The sequence below is a fragment of the Lysinibacillus sp. OL1 genome (assembly GCF_004332175.1).
GTDB classification, from domain to species: Bacteria; Bacillota; Bacilli; order Bacillales_A; family Planococcaceae; genus Lysinibacillus; species Lysinibacillus capsici.
Genome location: NZ_SJDS01000004.1, coordinates 47,669 through 67,251 on the forward strand (window position 1 = coordinate 47,669; position 19,583 = coordinate 67,251).

Consider the following 19,583-nt stretch of genomic DNA (forward strand, 5'->3'; position numbering starts at 1 on the left):
ATTGTTTGATTTTGGATAAATATGTATGATTAGTATGGATAAAGATGTGGAGTGGGGATGAGTTGATAAATGTTAAATTCATTGTTTGTATTACTAGCAGCTATTCTATGGGGAATGACAGGTACTGCCCAAACCTATTTGGATCAAGGGGTATCTCCAATAGCAGTGGCCATGATTCGTTCTGCAATTGGTGGCAGTTTATTATTAGCTATTACGATTATAATGAGGAAAATTAATTTTTTAAGGTGGTCATGGAAATGGACAATTTTAGCTGCGGCTAGTATTGCACTTTTCCAAGGTCTTTTCTTCTCATCCATTCGTCTAACAGGTATAGCCATTGGAACTGTTGCTACTATTGGTAGTGCACCAGTGTTTTCTGGTGTTTTGGAGTGGCTAGTATGGAAAACACGTCCCACAGCGGTATGGGGACTTGCGACATTAATGGCCATTGTCGGATGTCTTTTATTGTTTATGAATAATGGAGAGGAGTCTGTTCACGTTGGCGGATTCACATTAGCGCTTTGTGCAGGTTTATCCTTTGCATTTTACACAAACATAAGTAAAAAATTAATGGCACAAGAAGAGGCATTACCCGCAGTTGCTATGACTTTCTCCATTTGCGCTTTGTTTTTACTGCCGTTTTCATTACAAGGTGGATTTTCCTGGTTAGTAAATGTACACAACTTATGGACAATGTTATTTATGGGGATTATGTGTACAAGCGTAGCGTATTTCCTGTTTTTAAGTGGACTACAAAAAATTAGTTCATCCTCAGCTGTAACACTTTCATTAGCAGAACCATTGACTGCTGCAATTCTTGGTGTGTTTTTAATTGGAGAACACTTAAGTATAGTTTCCTGGCTTGGAGTAGCGATGCTTTTAGGTGGCATTGTTGTTTTAACATTGGGTGGGAGAAAAAAGCTAAAACCTTAAGAAATTCTTCATTTTTATAATAGCTGGTTTTTAAGATTTAGAAGATACACTTATATTTGAGAGCGAGGTGTATATCATGACGAAATTAACAGTTCTTGTTACAGATGACGATCAAGATATTCGTGATGGTATTGAAATCTATTTAAAAAATGAAGGCTATCATGTCATTAAAGCAGCAGATGGCTTAGACGCATTAAAAAAGCTAGAGAACAATGAAGTACATTTAATCATTTTAGATATCATGATGCCAAATATGGATGGAATTACAGCAACCTTTAAAATTAGAGAAGAGCGCAATATTCCCATTATCATGCTAAGTGCTAAGGCGGAGGATGGCGATAAGATTCATGGATTATCAGTTGGAGCAGATGATTATGTGACAAAGCCATTCCATCCATTAGAGCTATTGGCACGTGTAAAATCTCAGCTGCGCCGTTATGTTCAGCTAGGAACGTATAGTGAGGGAGCTACAAAGGTGGAAATAGACGGACTTGTACTTGATGAAGAGGCAAAAGAGGTTGTACTAGAAGGAGAACCAGTTCGACTAACCCCGATAGAATATAAAATTACAGAACTATTAATGAAAAATGCAGGGCGTGTGTTTTCGATTCGTGAAATTTATGAACGTGTTTGGAATGAGGAAGCTTATAATGCTGAAAATATTGTAGCTGTTCACATTCGGAAAATACGTGAAAAAATTGAAGCTGATCCGAAAAATCCGCGCTATCTAAAGGTGGTATGGGGCGTTGGTTATAAAATGGAAAAATAAACTAGAGAAGTATATGACAATTGCAGGGTTTGTTGCAGGCGTTGTTGGACTCATTTATTTTGGTGTTTATGCCTACCAAATTGTCAATTCTCGCTCCTCAGAGGTTTTACAATTGTTAGAAAGAATTTTTTAGAGGAGTGTAAAAAGGGATGGTAAAAAAATGGAAATCTCTTCTCGTATTAATGTGTTTAATTTGGACAATTTTCGGTGTCTTTACTTTTTATAATGTGGGCTATCAGTATATTGGTAAATCATATTTTGATTCGGAAAATTTCCAACATGAAATCGATAATTTCACGGCAGAACTAGGACCGTTAGTAATTAATGTACCAAATGCAGAGGAATTGAAAAATAAAATTGAGATTACTCAAACTGAAATAGAAGATCATCGTAATTATTATGGTACATTAGGACAGCAAATCGATAATATTAAGGCACAATACGAACAACGTATTCAGGAAGCTATAGATGCCAATGCAACAGAATTAAAGACAAAGCTAGTGTCTGAACGTGATAATAAAATTAAAGATATTACAGCAAATTTTGAAGATGATGAGCATGTAAGAAAAAAGATTCTTGCTGAAAAGGAAGCCCTCATTGATAAATATATTAAAGCCGCAAAAGGTGATTCCAAAAACTTTGGAAAAAACTACGACTATTGGTCTTATGAGTTGACCAATACAGAAACTGGTAAAACGTACCGTGCAGGTGATGTTACCGAAAGTAGTGCCTATAAAATTAAGTATACTGATCGAAAACCGCTATATGCATGGAATATCAGTGAGAATTTAAGAGATATTTTTTACAATACCGAAACATACGTGAATGTAGATGATCTTTACGAAACAGCTGAATATACAGGTGTAATAGCTATTTCAAAAAAAGCAGCTATGTCAGAAGATGTTATACGGGGAGGATATCAACAATTTCAACAGTTTCAACGCAATCAATATACTCATTACTTTATTTGGCTCACAAGTATTTTAATGGCCGTCTTTGTATGGAGGGGGCGTAAAGACTTATTACAGATAGTTACGAGTATGAAGGAAAAAGATCTTTTAACAAAGTATAAAATCGATGTACAAATTATTCTTTTGTTAATAACGAGCCTTATGTATTTCATTTCAGCCCAGGTTGTTTTTGAATCTATTGAATATAATTCTGTTTATAATTATAATTATGTCCGTTTTATACTCGATATTGGCTTTAAAATAGTTGTTTTAATGGTAATTGGTAGTGCTTTCTTCGTGCAATTAATTTGGTTGTATACAAGAGTAAATACTTTGAATAAGCTAGAGGAAAATGTGAAATCGAGCTATTTATGGTCACTTGGGGATTCGTTGACTGACTTATTTATTAATCGTTCGATCGCATTACATTCAATTGTAATGCTAGCCGCAGCCTTCTTTGGAGGTGGTAGCCTTGTTGCTACCATGATAGGAGGCGGAGCTTTTCCAGTCCTTGTACTTGGCATTTGTATGTTTATAGGATTTCCTGCTATGATTGTTTTCCTATCAAGAATGGGTTATTTAAACCGTATTATGAAAGATACGAAGGACATGGCTGAAGGACGTTTAAATCGTGATGTAAAGGTAAAAGGTAAATCTCCGCTTGCAGGTCATGCAGAAAACCTCAATCATTTACGAGAAGGTGTGCGTACGTCCATGCATGAGCAGGCGAAAAGTGAGCGGTTAAAAACAGAGCTGATTACAAATGTGAGTCATGATTTACGTACTCCTTTAACCTCTATAATTACGTATACCGATTTACTGAAGAAGCCAAATATTACAGAGGAAGAACGGAAACAATACATCCATATACTGGATAAAAAGTCTGAACGTTTAAAAGTGCTGATTGAAGACCTTTTTGAAGTATCGAAAATGGCTAGTGGTAATATTGAACTTCACCGCAGTCGAGTAGATTTAACACAGCTTATCCAACAAGCTGTAGGGGAGCATAAAGAGGATTTAACACAGTCACAACTAGATTTACGAATGACCATGCCTCATGATCCAATCTTTGCATATGTGGATGGTCAAAAATGGTGGAGACTTATTGATAATTTAATTGTCAATGTGTTGAAGTATGCGCTAGAGGGAACGCGTGTTTATGTGACATTTAAGCGTACGGCAGATGGCGATGCTGAATTTACGGTGAAAAATGTAGCAAAGTATGAAATTAGTGAAGATGCTGAGGAGTTATTTGAACGCTTTAAACGTGCAGATGCCTCACGTCATACAGAGGGCTCAGGGCTTGGATTAGCCATTGCACAATCCATTGTCGATTTACATGGAGCAAGAATGAGCATTGATGTAGATGGCGATTTATTTAAAGTAATCGTTCGAATTCCAGCAGTTTAATGGTAAAAGGGCGGCAAACTTCTGCCGCCTTTTTTATTATAGGCCTAAATTTTTGGCGATAATAACCTTCATGACTTCATTAGTACCCGCATAGATCGACATAACAGGTATATCTCTATATCTTCTAGCAATCTTATATTCCTCCATATAGCCATAGCCACCATGCAATTGCATACATTGCGTAGCAAGGTCACGTGCATTTTCGGTAATCCAGTATTTTGCCATAGAAACTTTTGTCACAACATCATTGCCTGCAATATGCTCTTCAATCAATGATTCCAAAAATGATTTACCAAGCTCGATTTTAGTAGCCATTTCAGCTATTTTAAATTGTGTATTTTGGAAGTCACCAATTGTTTTGCCAAAAGCCTGACGTGATTTCACATAGTCTAGTGTTAGCGTAAGCATATCCTCAGCGGCTGTTTGTGCGGCAATCGCTACTGCTAATCGCTCTTGCTGCAGTTTTTCCATCATATAATGAAAGCCCTTGCCTTCTTCGCCAAGTAGGTTTTGAACAGGTACTCGACAATCTTCAAAATAGAGTTCAGCTGTATCTTGGGCATGCATACCAACTTTTTCGAGCTGTCTTCCTTTTGTAAAGCCAGGTGTGCCTTCTTCAATAACAAGTAGGCTAATACCACGATGTTTTTTCTCAGCCTGAGGATTTGTTTTTACTGCGACAACTGCTAAGTTTGTATGGATGCCATTTGTTATAAAGGTTTTTTGACCATTTACAATATAATGGTCCCCATCACGAATGGCTGACGTTTTGATATTTGCCAAGTCTGATCCTGTACCTGGTTCCGTCATTGCAATAGCTGTTATATAGTCGCCTGTAACACATTTTGGCAGCCAACGAGATTTTTGTTCGTGTGTACCATATGCTTCGATATACGGGACAACAATATCATTATGCAGGCCAACCCCGATAAGACTTGAGCCTATACGTTCAAGTTCTTCTTGTATGATGACGCCAAAGCTGAAATCCAAGCCTAGTCCACCATATTGTTCTTCTACTTGTGGACAAAGATAACCCATATCACCAAGCTTACGCCAAAAAGAAAGCGGAATAAGATGATCCTTTTCCCACTGTGCATAATGCGGTTCAGCTTCTTCAGCTAAAAACTTACGAAAGGTTTTGCGAAATAGCTCATGCTCTGTTGTTTCAAATTTATATCGTGTCATTTGAAATAGCACCCCTTTTTCTTCGTAAATACGCGAATTTGCTCGTTCACCTACTATTTTTACTGGAAGAAATGAGAAAATAAAAGTGGCGTTTAGTATGTAAATGACGAAAATGTCATCTATATACAGTGAAATGTCATGTAAAACGAGAGTAACGAATGAAATGAAAAGGTAAACTTAAATTTGTCATAGAATAAATGGACAAGTTCCCACTTTCTCTAGAAGATTATTCAAGTGCTATAAGCAATATGATTGATAAGTATAATGGTATAATCAATTAAATTATAGAAAGAAAGTAGAGGACTTGGTTATGCCAAAAGTAATCGGCGCTGTTCTTTTAATTAGTATTTATAGTGCTTTGACTTTCTATTTAGGGTGGGGAGTAAAGCAGTGGCTTGTAGCAATGGGGTGGTTTCGTTTTCCAGTATTATTTTGGATATTGCTGTATATTGTTGCTTTTAGTATTATAATCGGAAGATTACACGAGTCATTACGAGTGTTTTCTGTAATCAGTAATTATTGGATGTTTATCTTTGAATATGGCTTATTTCTATGTTTAGTTGCACAATTCATTATTTGGCTTACGCCTTTTAAAAATGTGCAAATAATAGGTAGTATAGCAGTAGCAATCCTATTCTTGTTAAGTATCATTGGCTCCTATTTAGCCTACTCTCCAGTCGTTCGTCATTTAGAAATAAATGTTGATAAACAAGATAGTGAGTTAAACACACTAAGAGCTGTTGTAGCATCTGATTTTCACTTAGGTGTTTTATCACATAAACGACATTTACAACGTTTTGTAAGTTTAGCTAATGAAGCACAACCAGATATCGTGTTGTTAGCTGGGGATATTGTGGACGATGACCCTAAATGGTTTGTTCAAGAGGGTATGGCAGATGTCATGAAGCAATTAACATCTACATATGGAACATATGGTATAGTAGGTAACCATGAATATTATGGCAAAAAAATTCCTGAATTTATTAAGGAAATGGAAAATGCCAATGTGAAAATGCTCCTAGATGAAACAATTTTTATAGAAGATGCGTTTATATTAACAGGGCAAGAGGACAGAACGAATAAAGAAAGAAAACCACTTGAGGTACTAAAGCCTTCTGCTAATTTACCATGGCTTGTAATGAATCATACACCTGACGACTTGATCACGCCTTCTGAAATGGGCGTTGATTTACATATGTCTGGTCATACACACAAGGGACAACTGTGGCCGAATCAATTTATAACAGCTCGTGTATTTGAACTGGATTATGGTTATAAGTTGAAGGAACAGATGCATACACTTGTTTCATCAGGCTATGGCTTCTGGGGCCCACCGATGCGAATTGGCAGTAGATCAGAGCTTTGGGTAGTAGATATAACATTTAAATAGTATGTGATAATCTAACAATCGGCTTCTTAGGTGAAATGGCAGTAGTATATAAAAACGTAGTATTTTATAATAAGTGGGTATTTGATTAAAAAAGGTAAGGTGACATGGTGGAAATTATAGAGTTATTAAAAGCATTAATATTAGGCTTTGTCGAGGGTATGACAGAATTTGCACCAGTATCTTCTACGGGGCATATGATTATCGTGGATGATATGTGGTTAAAGACTGAGGAGTTTTTAGGGAAATATCCTGCCAACACATTTAAAATTGTTGTACAACTTGGTTCCATATTAGCGGTTATTGTAGTTATGTGGAAACGTATGTTAAGCTTAGTTGGTTTATATAAAATTGAAGGTCAAGCTAAGTCCATAAATGGCCGCTTTAACTTATTGCATGTTATTGTTGGTATGCTACCAGCAGTTGTCTTAGGTTTTGCATTCAAGGATTTTATTGACGACCATCTTTTTAAAGTAGAGCATGTTGTTTATGCACTCGTGGCAGGAGCAATTCTCATGATTGCTGCAGATAAGTTGGCACCGAGAAAACCAAAAGTAGATTCTTTAGATAAGATTTCTTATGGTTTAGCATTTAAGGTAGGACTTGTACAATGCCTATCTCTATGGCCAGGTTTTTCTCGTTCAGGTGCAACGATTTCAGGTGGGGTACTATTTGGTATGAGTCACCGTGTTGCAGCCGATTTTACATTCATTATGGCTGTGCCAATCATGGCAGGAGCTAGCCTCGTATCCGTTTTGAAAAACTGGGATACTTTATCAATGGACTATTTTGGCTTTTATGCTGTAGGATTTATTAGTTCGTTCGTCTTTGCATTACTGTCCATTAAGTTTTTCTTAGCGCTTATTTCAAAGGTAAAATTAATGCCTTTTGCCATTTATCGTTTAGTTTTAGCCGCAGTTCTTTGCGTTATCATTTTCATGTAAACAATAAGTCACGCTTCTTCTTCAAGAAGCAGTGGCTTTTTTTGCGTTAAAATTATTGAATCATCCATCCGTTTTTTCAATAAAGTGAGAAATAATGAGTATAAAGAATCATGTTGCGGCATAAATTAATAGCAAATTATAATAATATTAGACAACATTTACCTACATATTGTTCATTTAGATGTTTTGAGATTATAATTGATACATAAAGTGTCTAATTATTTGTTGTTTTTTTATAAAAAGTAGGAATATAGACTTAGTAAGGTATATGATTAAATATATGAGGTGGAGAAAATGTTTCAACTTATCAATAGATCTAAGAAAAGTACAATTGAAATAAGCAATGAAACAACAATCGGTATTTTTATAGAAGATCCAGACCGTTTACTACAATTAAATCTTGTAGGGTTAAGTGTGCATGATCTTCAGCTGATTAATAGTTTAAAACCATATGTAGAAAGAAATGTAGTAGAAGTGGTAGTGGCATTTTATCATGCAATAGAAAGTGTTCCTACCTTACAAAAGGTCATTCAATCACATAGCTCCAGCGAACGTTTACGTCAGACATTACGTCATCATATTATTGAAATGTTTGAGGGGCGAATAGATGAAGCCTTTTTAGAGAAGCGAAGACGTGTGGCAAAAATGCATGTAAAGATTAATTTATATCCGAAATGGTATTTAGCTGCATTTCAAATACTTGAGAAATCACTTCGCAAAATAGTCTATGAACTACGATTACCAAAGGGCGAAGAAGAGAAGTTTTGTGATGCTATCAGTAAAATATGTAATTTTGAACAACAAATCGTTTTAGAAGAATATGATAGCTATGCAAGTATACTAATTGAAACACAACGCAATAATGTTAGGGACCATGTAAAGGATGTTATAGGCGGAATTTCTACACAATTAGAGGTTCAATCACAAACTACGACTGAAACAGTAACAGAACTTGTATATAGCGCAAAGCGTGTCAACGTTTCTTTGAAGGAAAGTATGTATGAAGCAGAATCAATGCAAAAAGTGTCTAGTGAAGGCTATACTAAAATAATATCTATTAATGAGCAAACAGGGAAGATTCATCATAAGACCGTAGAAATGGCAAATATGGTGGAGCAATTAGATGCATCCTCTTCGAAAATAAATGCCGTTGTAGAAATTGTGAAAAGTATTTCTGGGCAAACAAATTTACTTGCGTTAAACTCTGCAATTGAGGCGGCACGTGCTGGTGAGCATGGTAAAGGCTTTGCAGTTGTTGCAAACGAAGTACGCAAACTTGCGGATCAAACGAAAAGTTCTGTTGAACAGATTGCTGAGTTAATCATGACGTCAAATGGTATCACAACACAAGTTGTACAAGCTATTCAGGACATACAGGAGCTTGTAAATAGTAGTATCGAACGTAATGCTGAATCTCTAAAAGCTTTTGATGCGATTTCTGGCTCTGTAGAAAATTCGATCTCAAATTTCCAAAAAGTCGATAATCAAGTATCTGAATTAGCTACTATTATTGAATCGATTGGTGAATCTTCGGAAGAATTAGCGGGGGTGGCTAATCGCTTAAATACAACAATAAGAGAGTTTTAAAAGAAACATAGCTATGCATACTATCTATGCATAGTTTTTTAGTATGTGAATTAGGATAAAAGGTCTTATTTTATGGATAAATCAACTAATAGGCTGATGAATTAGCTAATAACAAATTTTATAGAAAGAGGAAGATTACAAAACCCCTAGAAAATGCTTGTTTTAAGTGTTACGCTATAGGCGAATTAGGGAATTGAGTAGAGGGGTGTTTGGAGCATGAAAAAGAAATTATTTATAACACGTAAGTTTCCTACACATATTGTTGAACTGCTACAGGAGTTTTATGAAATCTCACAATGGGATGAGGAAGAAATTGTGATTCCACGTGAAAAATTGCTCACAGCTGTCGCTGACTGTGAGGTACTGTGGGTAACGATAGCTGACCAAGTAGATGAAGAATTACTTTCGCATGCCCCCAACTTAAAATTAGTGACGAATTTAGCAGTTGGATATAATAATATCGATGTGAAGGCTTTAAAAAAACGAGGCATTATGGCGACAAATACGCCTGGAGTTCTAACTAATACAACTGCGGATTTAGTATTTGGCTTACTGCTTGCAACTGCTCGTAGAATTCCAGAAAGTGAAAGATATTTACGTGAGGGCAAATGGAAAAGCTGGTATCCAATGCAACTGGTTGGCAAGGATGTTTCAGGAGCCACAATTGGCATTATTGGCATGGGAAGAATTGGCCAAGCTGTTGCTAGAAGAGCAAAAGGGTTTGATATGAAAATTTTGTATAATAATCGCAGACGTCGTCATGAAGCAGAAGAAATGTATGGCTTTCAGTATGTTTCGCTGGAGGATCTACTAAAGCAATCTGATTTTGTTGTGATTATGACACCTTATAATAGTGATACGGAAGGGCTCATTGGTGCAAAGGAACTTGCTTTGATGAAGGAAGATGCGGTATTAATTAATGCCTCACGGGGTGGAATTATTGATGAGGATGCGCTGTACGATGTTCTTAAAAATGGGAAGCTTTGGGCTGCAGGACTAGATGTGTTTGAACAAGAGCCAATTGCGATGGATCATCCTTTATTAACACTTCCAAATGTAGTAGCTCTGCCACATATCGGTAGCGCGTCATTAGAAACGAGAACGGCTATGCTCATGTTAAATGTAAAAGCTTTGACTGCTTATGGACAAGGAAAGGCAATATCCAATCGAATTGATTAAAAAGAGGAGCATATCGGTGAAAGATATGCTCCATTTTTTTATCTATTGAATAAATCGAATAAGCCACCGATACCGCCTTCACCTTTAGATTGACCGCCGCCACCTTGCGAAATAGGTGCAGCTGCAAAGACACGACTGGCTAAACGGCTAAATGGTAATGATTGTACCCACACTGTTCCAGGACCACGTAATGTAGCAAAGAAGATTCCTTCGCCTCCAAACAGGGCTGTTTTTACGCCTCCAACCATTTCAATATCGTAATCTACATTGGATGTCATTGCTACAAGACATCCTGTATCCACACGTAAAACTTCACCTGGTTGTAATGTTTTTTCATGAATGGCTCCTCCTGCATGAACAAACGCCATGCCGTCACCTTCTAGCTTTTGCATAATGAAGCCTTCACCACCGAAGAAGCCTACTCCAATTTTTTTCTGAAATTCAACGCCTACAGAGACCCCTTTAGCAGCAGCTAAGAATGCATCTTTTTGACAGATAATTTTACCATTTAATTGGCTTAAATCCATCGGAATAATCTTCCCAGGGTATGGTGATGCGAAATAAACATGCTTCTTACCTGAGCCAACGTTTGTGAATGTTGTCATGAATAAGCTCTCGCCTGTTATTAGGCGTTTTCCGGCACCTAATAATTTACCCATTAGACCACTTTGTGAGCCACCTCGTGAGCCGTCACCAAAAATAGTTTCCATATGGATCGAATCATCCATCATCATTAACGCTCCTGCTTCTGCAACAACTGTTTCCTGAGGGTCAAGCTCAACTTGCACATATTGCATGTCGTCACCAAATAACTTGTAGTCAATTTCATGATTATTCATAAAGGGATTCCTCCAAAAATAAATTTAATGATATTGTATACGATTATAAGCTACATTGGTTTCAATAGAAAATTAAATATTTTAGAAAAAAAGGGAATTAGTTAGAAAATGTCGAATATAAAAAACTAGAATGTGTATTATTTATTTTCATTTAACTAAGGGTATTGTGAATATACATAACCTTAAGAGGCTTCTAAATTCAGAAGTCATCCTCTATATTGAGGTAAGGAAGTTAAGTGGAAATAAAGCCTCTGGCAGTTGTCACCGATTATTATTGAAATGCTAGTATTACAAGGTGTGGTGTATATTGAAAATTCGGAATTTTGACATATTTTATCTCCGTTCATCCAAGATTCCTAATGAGATATTTATTGTTTTGGTGGGGATCACCTATTGATTGTATGGAGATAAAGCCACTGGTAGCTGTCACGAATAGTGAAACGTGCAAGCACACTCCACTACTCGGACACAATTATCCTAAGGCGAAAAGGATTCTGGTTAAATTCATAGACTTATACCTATGGAATACGACTGGTACAACAGCTGAGGCATCATAGAGTATTTCAGGGGGTGTATGTAGTGGAGATTAAAAACTATATCGGTGGTAAATGGATCACACATTCACATTTACAAAGTATAGCAGTGACGAACCCTGCAAACGGTGAGCAGCTTGCTACCATTCCGCGCTCTACTTCGAACGAGGTAGGTGAGGCTGTAGCTGTTGCTAAACAAGCACAAAAGAGCTGGGCACTTATACCAGCACCAAAACGTGCAGATTATTTATATGCCATCGGTCAAAAAATGAAAGAGAAAAAAGAACATTTGGCGACCGTTTTAACAAAAGAGATGGGCAAGGTCATTGAAGAGGCTAGAGGAGAAGTTCAAGAAGGAATTGATATGGCATACTATATGGCTGGTGAAGGACGTAGATTGTTTGGTGAAACAACACCGTCTGAGCTTGCCAATAAATTTGCTATGAGTGTAAGGGCACCTATAGGCGTTGTAGCACTCATTACACCTTGGAATTTCCCTGTTGCTATCGCCACGTGGAAGTCATTTCCTGCCATTGTTGCAGGGAATACATTCATTTGGAAACCGTCTAATGAGACTCCAATGATGGCCTATGAAATGGGTAAAATCTTTGAGGAAGTAGGCTTACCAGATGGTGTCGCTAATATCGTATTTGGTACAGGACCTACAGTAGGCACAGCATTAATTGAACATCCTGACGTCAAGGTTATTTCGTTTACGGGTTCTACAACAACAGGCAGTAAAGTAGCTGAGCTTGGCGGGAAGCATTTGAAAAAGGTTTCTTTAGAGATGGGTGGAAAAAATGCTGTTATTGTCATGAATGATGCTGATTTACAGCTAGCTACAGAAGGGATTTTATGGAGCGCATTTGGTACTGCTGGGCAAAGGTGTACAGCATGTAGCCGAGTCATTGTGCATAAAGATGTAAAAGAACAATTAGAGAAACGTCTCTTAGATGAAATGCAAAAGCTCACAATTGGGGATGGTCTAGATGAGGGAGTAAAAATCGGGCCAGTGATTAATAAAGCAGCATTGGAAAAAATTAATCACTATGTACAGATAGGTAAACAAGAGGGTGCTACATTATTAGCAGGTGGCAGGATACTAAATGAACCACCTTATGATAAGGGGTTCTATTATGAGCCAACATTGTTTACAAATGTGAAGCCTGACATGATTATTGCTCAAGAAGAAATCTTTGGTCCAGTCGTATCTCTAATTGAAGTGGCAAGTTTGGAAGAAGCAATTGAAGTAAATAATGGTGTGAAATTTGGCTTATCTAGCTCAATATTCTCACAAGATGTCAATACAATTTTTCGCGCACAACGTGATTTAGATACAGGTATTGTTTATGTAAATGCTGGCACAACAGGTGCTGAAATTCATTTGCCATTCGGAGGTACTAAAGGGACAGGAAATGGACACCGTGATTCAGGTGTAGCAGCCCTAGATGTATACACAGAGTGGAAGAGTATTTATGTAGACTACAGCGGTAAATTACAAAGAGCACAAATCGATACAGAGTAACAGATCAACGAAAGGGGATGTTCTTGATGAAAGTTGTTGTATTAGGTGCAGGTTTAATGGGGAAAGAGGTAGCTCGTGATTTAATAAAAAACGATAAAGTGGAGCGCGTGTATTTAGGTGATATCGATGTAAAAGTTGCACAGGACTTTGTAGATACGCTAGATACAGATAAGGTAGAAGTGGTAGAACTACACGCAGAACGTGACGATTCATTAATGAACGTTATTTCGAAGGGGGATGTTGCCGTCAATGCATTGTTTTATTCGTTCAATGAACGAGTAGCAAGAGCAGCTATTGAGGCAGGCGTTCATTCCGTTGATTTAGGTGGTCATATCGGTGGCGTTACAGAGAAGATATTAGATTTACATGAGGAAGCAAAGGCAAAAGGTGTTACAATCATTCCTGACCTAGGTGTTGCTCCCGGCATGATCAATATTCTAGCGGGCTATGGTGCTTCAAAATTAGACGAAGTAGAATCTATTAAACTATTTGTTGGTGGTATTCCAACTGAGCCAAAGCCTCCGCTTCATTATACACGCGTATTTTCTTTAGATGGCGTTTTCGATCATTATACTGAGCCTTCAAAAACGATACAGAAGGGCAAGCTTGAAGAAGTTCCATCCCTATCAGGCGTTGAACCTATTTATTTTGATGATTTCGGTGTGCTTGAGGCATTTTATACATCTGGTGGTATCTCCACATTGTATAAGACATTCCCAAATGTCCGCACATTAGAATATAAAACCATCCGTTATAAAGGCCATGCTGAGAAATTTAAACTTTTAGCAGACTTGGGCTTCCTTGATTCTGCGAATAAGGTAGAAGTGGATAATCAAGAAGTGCCTGTTCGTGCAGTCGTACGAGAGGCTCTCAAAAAGAAGCTTGAATTGGGCTCAAAACCTGATGCTGTATTGTTACGTGTTATTGTAGCAGGTGAAAAGGCCCAACAGCAGGTGACATATGAATATGAAATGGTTGTACGTAAAGATATGACTATTAATGAAACAGCTATGGCACGTGCTACGGCAAATACGATTTCAGTTGTTGCTCAGATGATTGGTGCCGGTGCTATTACAGAGCATGGTGTATTCCCGCCTGAAGCAATCGTGCCAGGTGATACGTATATTGAAGAGATGGCTAAACGAGGTGTGGTCATTAAAGAGACATCACATAAGTCTGCTATGATTGTGAAATGGTAGGTGCTGACCATGAACTTTGAAATGTCCACTGAACAGGAAATGCTAAGAAAAACAGTAAGACAGTTTGTTGATGAGGAAATCATTCCCTATATTGCAAAATGGGATGCTGAAGGTGGCTTTGATGCTAAAATTTGGTCCAGACTTGCTGAGCTTGGCTTAATGGGGGTTTGTGTTCCTGAACAATACGGAGGTAGTGACATGGATTATAATGCACTTGCTATCGTATGTGAGGAGCTTGAACGGGGAGATACGGCATTTCGTACAGCCGTATCTGTCCATACAGGTTTAAATAGCATGACCTTAATGCAGTGGGGGACTGAAGAGCAAAAGCAGCGATACCTTGTTCCGCAAGCTAAAGGTGTACGGATTGGAGCTTTTGGTCTCACAGAACCTGGGGCTGGGTCTGATGTAGCTGCTATGTCAACAACTGCTGTCCGTGATGGAGATCATTATATCCTCAATGGGCAAAAAACGTGGATCTCCTTATGTGATATTGCAGACAACTTTATCGTATTTGCCTATACAGACAAATCGAAGAAACATCATGGAATTAGTGCGTTTATTGTAGAACGTTCCATGGCTGGTTTTACATCTAAAGCGATTAAAGGAAAATATGGTATTCGTGCTGGTAATACAGGTGAGCTCTTTTTTGAAGATTTACGCGTGCCAATTGAAAACCGACTTGGTGAAGAGGGCGAGGGTTTCAAAATTGCCATGTCTGCGCTAGATAATGGTCGATTTACAGTAGCAGCAGGTGCTGTTGGTTTGATCCAAGCTTGCATAGAGGCTAGTGTGAAATACTGCCATGAACGGGAGACATTTGGTAAACCTATTGGTGAGCATCAGCTTGTTGGACAAATGATTGCTAATATGGAAGCAGGCTATCAAATGAGTCGTCTCCTTGTCTATCGAGTTGGAGAATTGAAAAATAAAGGTGTTCGAAATACTCGAGAGACATCATTGGCAAAATGGCAGTCTTGTGATTTTGCGAATAAGGCTGCGGATGATGCGGTACAGATTCATGGAGCCTATGGCTATTCAGACGAGTATCCAGTTGCCCGTTATTTAAGAAACTCCAAAGCACCAGTCATTTATGAAGGGACTCGCGAAATTCATACTATTATGCAAGCAGATTATGTATTGGGAAGACGACAAGATAAGCCATTAAAAAATATGTTGCCTAAATGGCCATTTGAAGAATAAACGAGAGGGAAGTGTTTCCCTCTCGTTTTTTTGGTAGTGCCTTAACTTGAAAATTTCAGAAAAATGTAACTTTCCTCTTTTTTACTAGTCTAATTAATAAACAAGTATATGAAGGAGAGGAAAAATGATGAAAAGTAAATGGTTCGCAATTATGCTGATAATCGTTCTAGCTATCGTGCCTGGAATTTTTACATGGATAGTGAATACAGATGTGACGGCAAAGGCGGCTAGCGCAAGTATGGCAACACAAAACTGGCAAGCATCTTTTTCAGTTGCTTTAAAGAAAAACAAAATAACTGAGGAATATGTCTATATCACTACGGAAAAAGGACGCAAAGTACCTGCAACGATTGAATTGTTGGAAGATCAAAAAACGATAGTGGTCAATAAGTTAGCACCAGGTAATTATCAATTGCATGTAAAAAAGGAGGCCTTTGCACAAGGCGGACTGAATGTAGCTTCGCAGACAATCCCGTTTACAATTATCGAGACATTAACAGCCGTTAAATCGGAGAAAGAGTTACAGCAGTATTTTAAAAAGTTGTTAACAACTCAAAGAGTAGAAGTTAGAGAAGAAGAGAGCTTACAAAGTACAGCAAGTGAAGATAAAGCAACCGCTAATAATGAGTCTACAACTAATAATCAAGTAGAAGGGGTAGAAGAGGGAGACATTGTAGTTGTCAAAGATGGCTTTATTTACACTGCAAAAGATCAGAGCATTACAGTTGTGAATGCTAAAGATCCTAAGAATTTAAAGGTGGCTACAAGTATCAAATTAAAAGATTCCCAATATATTTCTAAGCTTGCCCTATATGACAATCTATTAATTGCTATCGGGGATCAATATATTGAAAAAGCTGGCACAGCTATGGTAACAGCCTCAATTTATGATATTTCAAATCCAAGCAATCCAAAGCATGTACGTGATGTTGGGCAAGAAGGCTTCTTGCAGGATATTCGCATAACGAATGATACATTATATTTAATCGGAAATATGTATCCAAATTACTGGATGCTACAAGAAAACAATAAAACCGATTTAAAGCCTAAAACATTTGATAGTATGGCAGGGCCAGAGTACAAAAGTCTGCCTTTAGAAAAAATCTCAATCTTACCAAATACGATGGATGGTACCTATAGTTTAATTACAGCTGTCGATTTAAAAAATGGAGCTAAGACAACGGCCAATACGAAAGGGTATTTAGGTGGAAGTAGTGGTCTTTATATGTCAGAGAACGCCCTGTATTTAACGACACCAATGTATGAAAGTAATATTGATGTTTCATCTGAAAAGCGCGTCATGGATATGATTTGGTTACCGAGGTCAGCCGACACTCAAATTTTCAAGTGGAATGTAGATGGAACGACTTTGAACTTTGTCGGAAGTACGGAAGTAAAGGGAACTGTGTTAAATCAGTATTCAATGGATGAATATAAGGGGAACTTCCGAATCTTTACAACAGAAGGTAATACGTGGAATGAGAAAAGTACTTCCTATAACCATCTCTTTATTTTGGATGAACATTTAAAACCGCTTGGTTCAGTAAAAGATATGGCGCCTGGAGAAAAGATATATTCAGCTAGATTTATGGGAGAAAAAGCATATGTGGTGACATTTAAACAAGTGGATCCACTATTTGTCATTGATGTAGCGAATCCGAAAAAGCCTGCAGTACTAGGGGAATTGAAGATTCCTGGCTTCAGTAATTACCTACATCCATTAGATGATAAGCATTTAATTGGTATTGGTTATGATACGGAGCAACGCTATGATTCGTATACAAAACGTAATTTTACTGTGACAACCAATATGAAGATGTCCCTATTTGATGTATCAGATTTCCGAAATCCGAAAGAGCAATCAACCGTAAAAATTGGTGGAAAAGGTTCTTCCTCTGAAGTGCAATACAATCCTAAAGCGCTATTCCGCAATAAGGAATTCAACTATTTTGGCTTCCCTGTAGTACTGTATGAGGCAGGTAAGGGAGACGAGGTTGTCTATCAAGGTCATGGTGCTCAAATTTATGAGATTACTGCAGAGAAAGGGATTGTATTGAAAGGAAATATAATCAATCGTAATAATAATGAGGCCTATGAAAATTGGGAGCAGGTTGTACAACGTGTTGTCTATATAGATGATACGCTGTATACAATAGCGCGTAACGAAGTGAAGAGCTATCAGTTAAATGACTTCAAGCCTTTAGATACTTTAACAATAAAATAATTGCAAAAGTCCAATGAATATCGAAATTCATTGGACTTTTTCTTTGTAAATACTATTGGCGATATGGCAGTATCTCGGACACAGTCACAAATTCATAGCCCTGCTCTTGTAAATAGGCAAGAACAGCATCAAGTCCGTCTGCAGTGGATTGATGAATATCATGCATTAAGACAATGGCATTATTGTGTAAATTATTTTTTACGTGTGGCAATAGCTGCTGTGCATTTCGATGTTTCCAATCCAATGTGTCAATTGTCCATAGCACAACAGGGATAGGAATCTCAGCATTAATTGTGTCATTAGTTGCACCGTATGGTGGTCTAAAAACTGTAGCACCTTGATTGATTGCCTTCTCAATTTCAGTGGCAGTAGTGTTATATTCTTTCATCACTTGTTCCTGCGTAAGCTTTGTTAAGACAGGGTGGTTCCACGAATGGTTTCCAATTTCATGACCGCGCGCAAGAACATCTTTTACGATGTCAGGATAGTATTGTACACGACTACCGAGCATGAAGAAAGTAGCCTTTGCGTGATACTTATCGAGAATATTTAAAATTTGCTCCGTCACTTTTGGATGTGGACCATCATCAAATGTTAAAGCAATACGTTTTTTATTCGGATCACCAGTTGGTGGTGGATTAATTGGTTTTACATTTTCCATTGCGATCTGAAATTCAGAGGCTAACAATGGGTTAATAAGCGAAAGGGGTAGTTTCACTATTGGGGTACCTGCTGCTCCACTAGCAATCTCATATTCATCGAAATAGATTTGTAATGAATCGTCAACAATAGCAAAGCGATTGAAGTTAGACCATTTGGGTTCTGTAGCTTTTAATAGTTCATCGTTGAAAAGCTCATCCTTTAATTGGAGGTTTTTTTGCAAATCCTTTCGAACATTTACAGCCAACGTAGATAAGTTATTCTCATCATTTTGTAAGAGCGTTTGAATCGTAATTTGTTCGCCCGTTTCGTTGTTAATGAAGTATGTTTTTGTGGAGACTTCGTGATTGGCTCCACCTACATATAGCATTTTTGTAAGCACAAAGGAATAGTAATGCTCTCGGTATGGAAAAGTTTCAAGACTAATATTTAATTCACCCATAGCTTCTTTATCTTTATTTTTCTTCATCGATGTTAGATAGTTTTCTTTTGAATCCGATATGTATTGTAATACGGCATCATTAAAAACCTCGTTATCTGTTTGCGGGTAATGAATAGCAAATGGTGTTCGTTTGTCATTTGAAACGTCCGTAACAATACGTATGCCTGGAAACGCAGAACTTTCGGTCGATAAATGACTATTCACCGATTCCGTCTCGGATTCTTTTGAAGCACTAATCTTTTGAAACTTAAAGTCATCCTTTGAAAGGATAATAAAAAGTATAATAGTTGTTAAGGTCACAATAAGGCTAAGTAATAAGAAATCAATTATTGGACCGCGTCTTTTTCTGCGTTCCTGCATGGTTTTGGATACGCTCCCCTCTTTTTTTATTTTCTATACAATCAGACGTGCCAGTCATTAAAAAAGTTATACAAATCTAGAATCTTTTTATGTAATTTTATGGAAATTTATTAAGGTCACTTTTTCTTCAAGAATCAGCGAATTAATTGTAGTTGTACTTCTATTTAAGAGGTTGTAAAATACCTACTAAAATAGAAAAAACACATGCGTAATATTAGTGTAACTGTAAAAATAAATTGAAAGATAATCCATTG

At 37.4% G+C, this 19,583-nt stretch carries 15 protein-coding genes; 12 read left to right on the forward strand and 3 right to left on the reverse strand.

Features of this window, described 5'->3' with window-relative positions; genetic code table 11:
* The first annotated feature begins 69 nt into the window (after nt 1-69).
* The 4 genes from EW028_RS09425 (at nt 70) to EW028_RS09435 (ending at nt 4,062) form a co-directional block, all read left to right on the forward strand.
* A complete protein-coding gene (locus EW028_RS09425; protein ID WP_131520690.1) occupies nt 70-933 on the forward strand; it encodes a DMT family transporter in 864 nt (287 codons plus the stop codon).
* 76 nt (nt 934-1,009) lie between these two features.
* Entirely contained in the window at nt 1,010-1,702 is a 693-nt protein-coding gene (locus EW028_RS09430) for a response regulator transcription factor (RefSeq protein WP_004229740.1), read from the forward strand.
* Nucleotides 1,680-1,835, forward strand: coding sequence for a hypothetical protein (locus tag EW028_RS25285; protein ID WP_193767359.1), 156 nt, complete (start codon nt 1,680-1,682; stop codon nt 1,833-1,835). The genes EW028_RS09430 and EW028_RS25285 overlap by 23 nt, the downstream gene beginning before the upstream one ends.
* A 16-nt stretch (nt 1,836-1,851) precedes the next feature.
* The gene (locus EW028_RS09435; RefSeq protein ID WP_131520691.1) at nt 1,852-4,062 is read left to right on the forward strand and encodes a sensor histidine kinase; all 2,211 of its coding nucleotides are present in this window, start codon (nt 1,852-1,854) and stop codon (nt 4,060-4,062) included.
* Nucleotides 4,063-4,098: 36 nt separating this feature from the next.
* Here EW028_RS09435 and EW028_RS09440 read toward each other — a convergent pair whose 3' ends face one another.
* The gene (locus tag EW028_RS09440) at nt 4,099-5,247 is read right to left on the reverse strand and encodes an acyl-CoA dehydrogenase family protein (protein ID WP_004229727.1); all 1,149 of its coding nucleotides are present in this window, start codon (nt 5,245-5,247) and stop codon (nt 4,099-4,101) included.
* 310 nt (nt 5,248-5,557) lie between these two features.
* Here EW028_RS09440 and EW028_RS09445 point away from each other — a divergent pair, with 310 nt between their 5' ends.
* The 4 genes from EW028_RS09445 to EW028_RS09460 all read left to right on the forward strand — a co-directional run bounded on the left by EW028_RS09445 (nt 5,558) and on the right by EW028_RS09460 (nt 10,344).
* Nucleotides 5,558-6,637, forward strand: coding sequence for a metallophosphoesterase (locus tag EW028_RS09445; protein ID WP_131520692.1), 1,080 nt, complete (start codon nt 5,558-5,560; stop codon nt 6,635-6,637).
* Nucleotides 6,638-6,741: 104 nt separating this feature from the next.
* Entirely contained in the window at nt 6,742-7,578 is an 837-nt protein-coding gene (locus EW028_RS09450) for an undecaprenyl-diphosphate phosphatase (protein ID WP_175400802.1), read from the forward strand.
* A 294-nt stretch (nt 7,579-7,872) separates the two neighbouring features.
* Nucleotides 7,873-9,165 carry a globin-coupled sensor protein gene (locus EW028_RS09455; protein ID WP_131520693.1) on the forward strand — a complete coding sequence of 431 codons (1,293 nt, stop codon included), beginning with the start codon at nt 7,873-7,875 and terminating at the stop codon, nt 9,163-9,165.
* Between the two features lie 216 nt (nt 9,166-9,381).
* A complete protein-coding gene (locus EW028_RS09460) occupies nt 9,382-10,344 on the forward strand; it encodes a 2-hydroxyacid dehydrogenase (protein ID WP_131520694.1) in 963 nt (320 codons plus the stop codon).
* A 38-nt stretch (nt 10,345-10,382) separates the two neighbouring features.
* On the opposite strand, the gene EW028_RS09465 is transcribed toward EW028_RS09460, so the two are convergent.
* Nucleotides 10,383-11,183 carry a TIGR00266 family protein gene (locus EW028_RS09465; protein WP_004229711.1) on the reverse strand — a complete coding sequence of 267 codons (801 nt, stop codon included), beginning with the start codon at nt 11,181-11,183 and terminating at the stop codon, nt 10,383-10,385.
* A gap of 579 nt (nt 11,184-11,762) precedes the next feature.
* On the opposite strand from EW028_RS09465, the gene EW028_RS09470 reads away from it, so the two are divergent.
* The 4 genes from EW028_RS09470 (at nt 11,763) to EW028_RS09485 (ending at nt 17,867) form a co-directional block, all read left to right on the forward strand.
* Complete coding sequence (locus tag EW028_RS09470; RefSeq protein WP_004229708.1) at nt 11,763-13,241, forward strand: aldehyde dehydrogenase family protein; 1,479 nt, start codon at nt 11,763-11,765, stop codon at nt 13,239-13,241.
* A 26-nt stretch (nt 13,242-13,267) separates the two neighbouring features.
* A complete protein-coding gene (locus EW028_RS09475) occupies nt 13,268-14,440 on the forward strand; it encodes a saccharopine dehydrogenase family protein (RefSeq protein WP_131520695.1) in 1,173 nt (390 codons plus the stop codon).
* A gap of 9 nt (nt 14,441-14,449) precedes the next feature.
* The gene (locus EW028_RS09480; protein ID WP_131520696.1) at nt 14,450-15,643 is read left to right on the forward strand and encodes an acyl-CoA dehydrogenase family protein; all 1,194 of its coding nucleotides are present in this window, start codon (nt 14,450-14,452) and stop codon (nt 15,641-15,643) included.
* Nucleotides 15,644-15,770: 127 nt separating this feature from the next.
* On the forward strand, nt 15,771-17,867 hold the full coding sequence (locus tag EW028_RS09485; protein WP_131520842.1) for a beta-propeller domain-containing protein: 2,097 nt from the start codon (nt 15,771-15,773) through the stop codon (nt 17,865-17,867).
* 52 nt (nt 17,868-17,919) lie between these two features.
* On the opposite strand, the gene EW028_RS09490 is transcribed toward EW028_RS09485, so the two are convergent.
* Nucleotides 17,920-19,329, reverse strand: a complete 1,410-nt coding sequence (locus tag EW028_RS09490; RefSeq protein WP_131520697.1) for a polysaccharide deacetylase family protein — start codon at nt 19,327-19,329, stop codon at nt 17,920-17,922.
* Between the last annotated feature and the right edge of the window lie 254 nt (nt 19,330-19,583).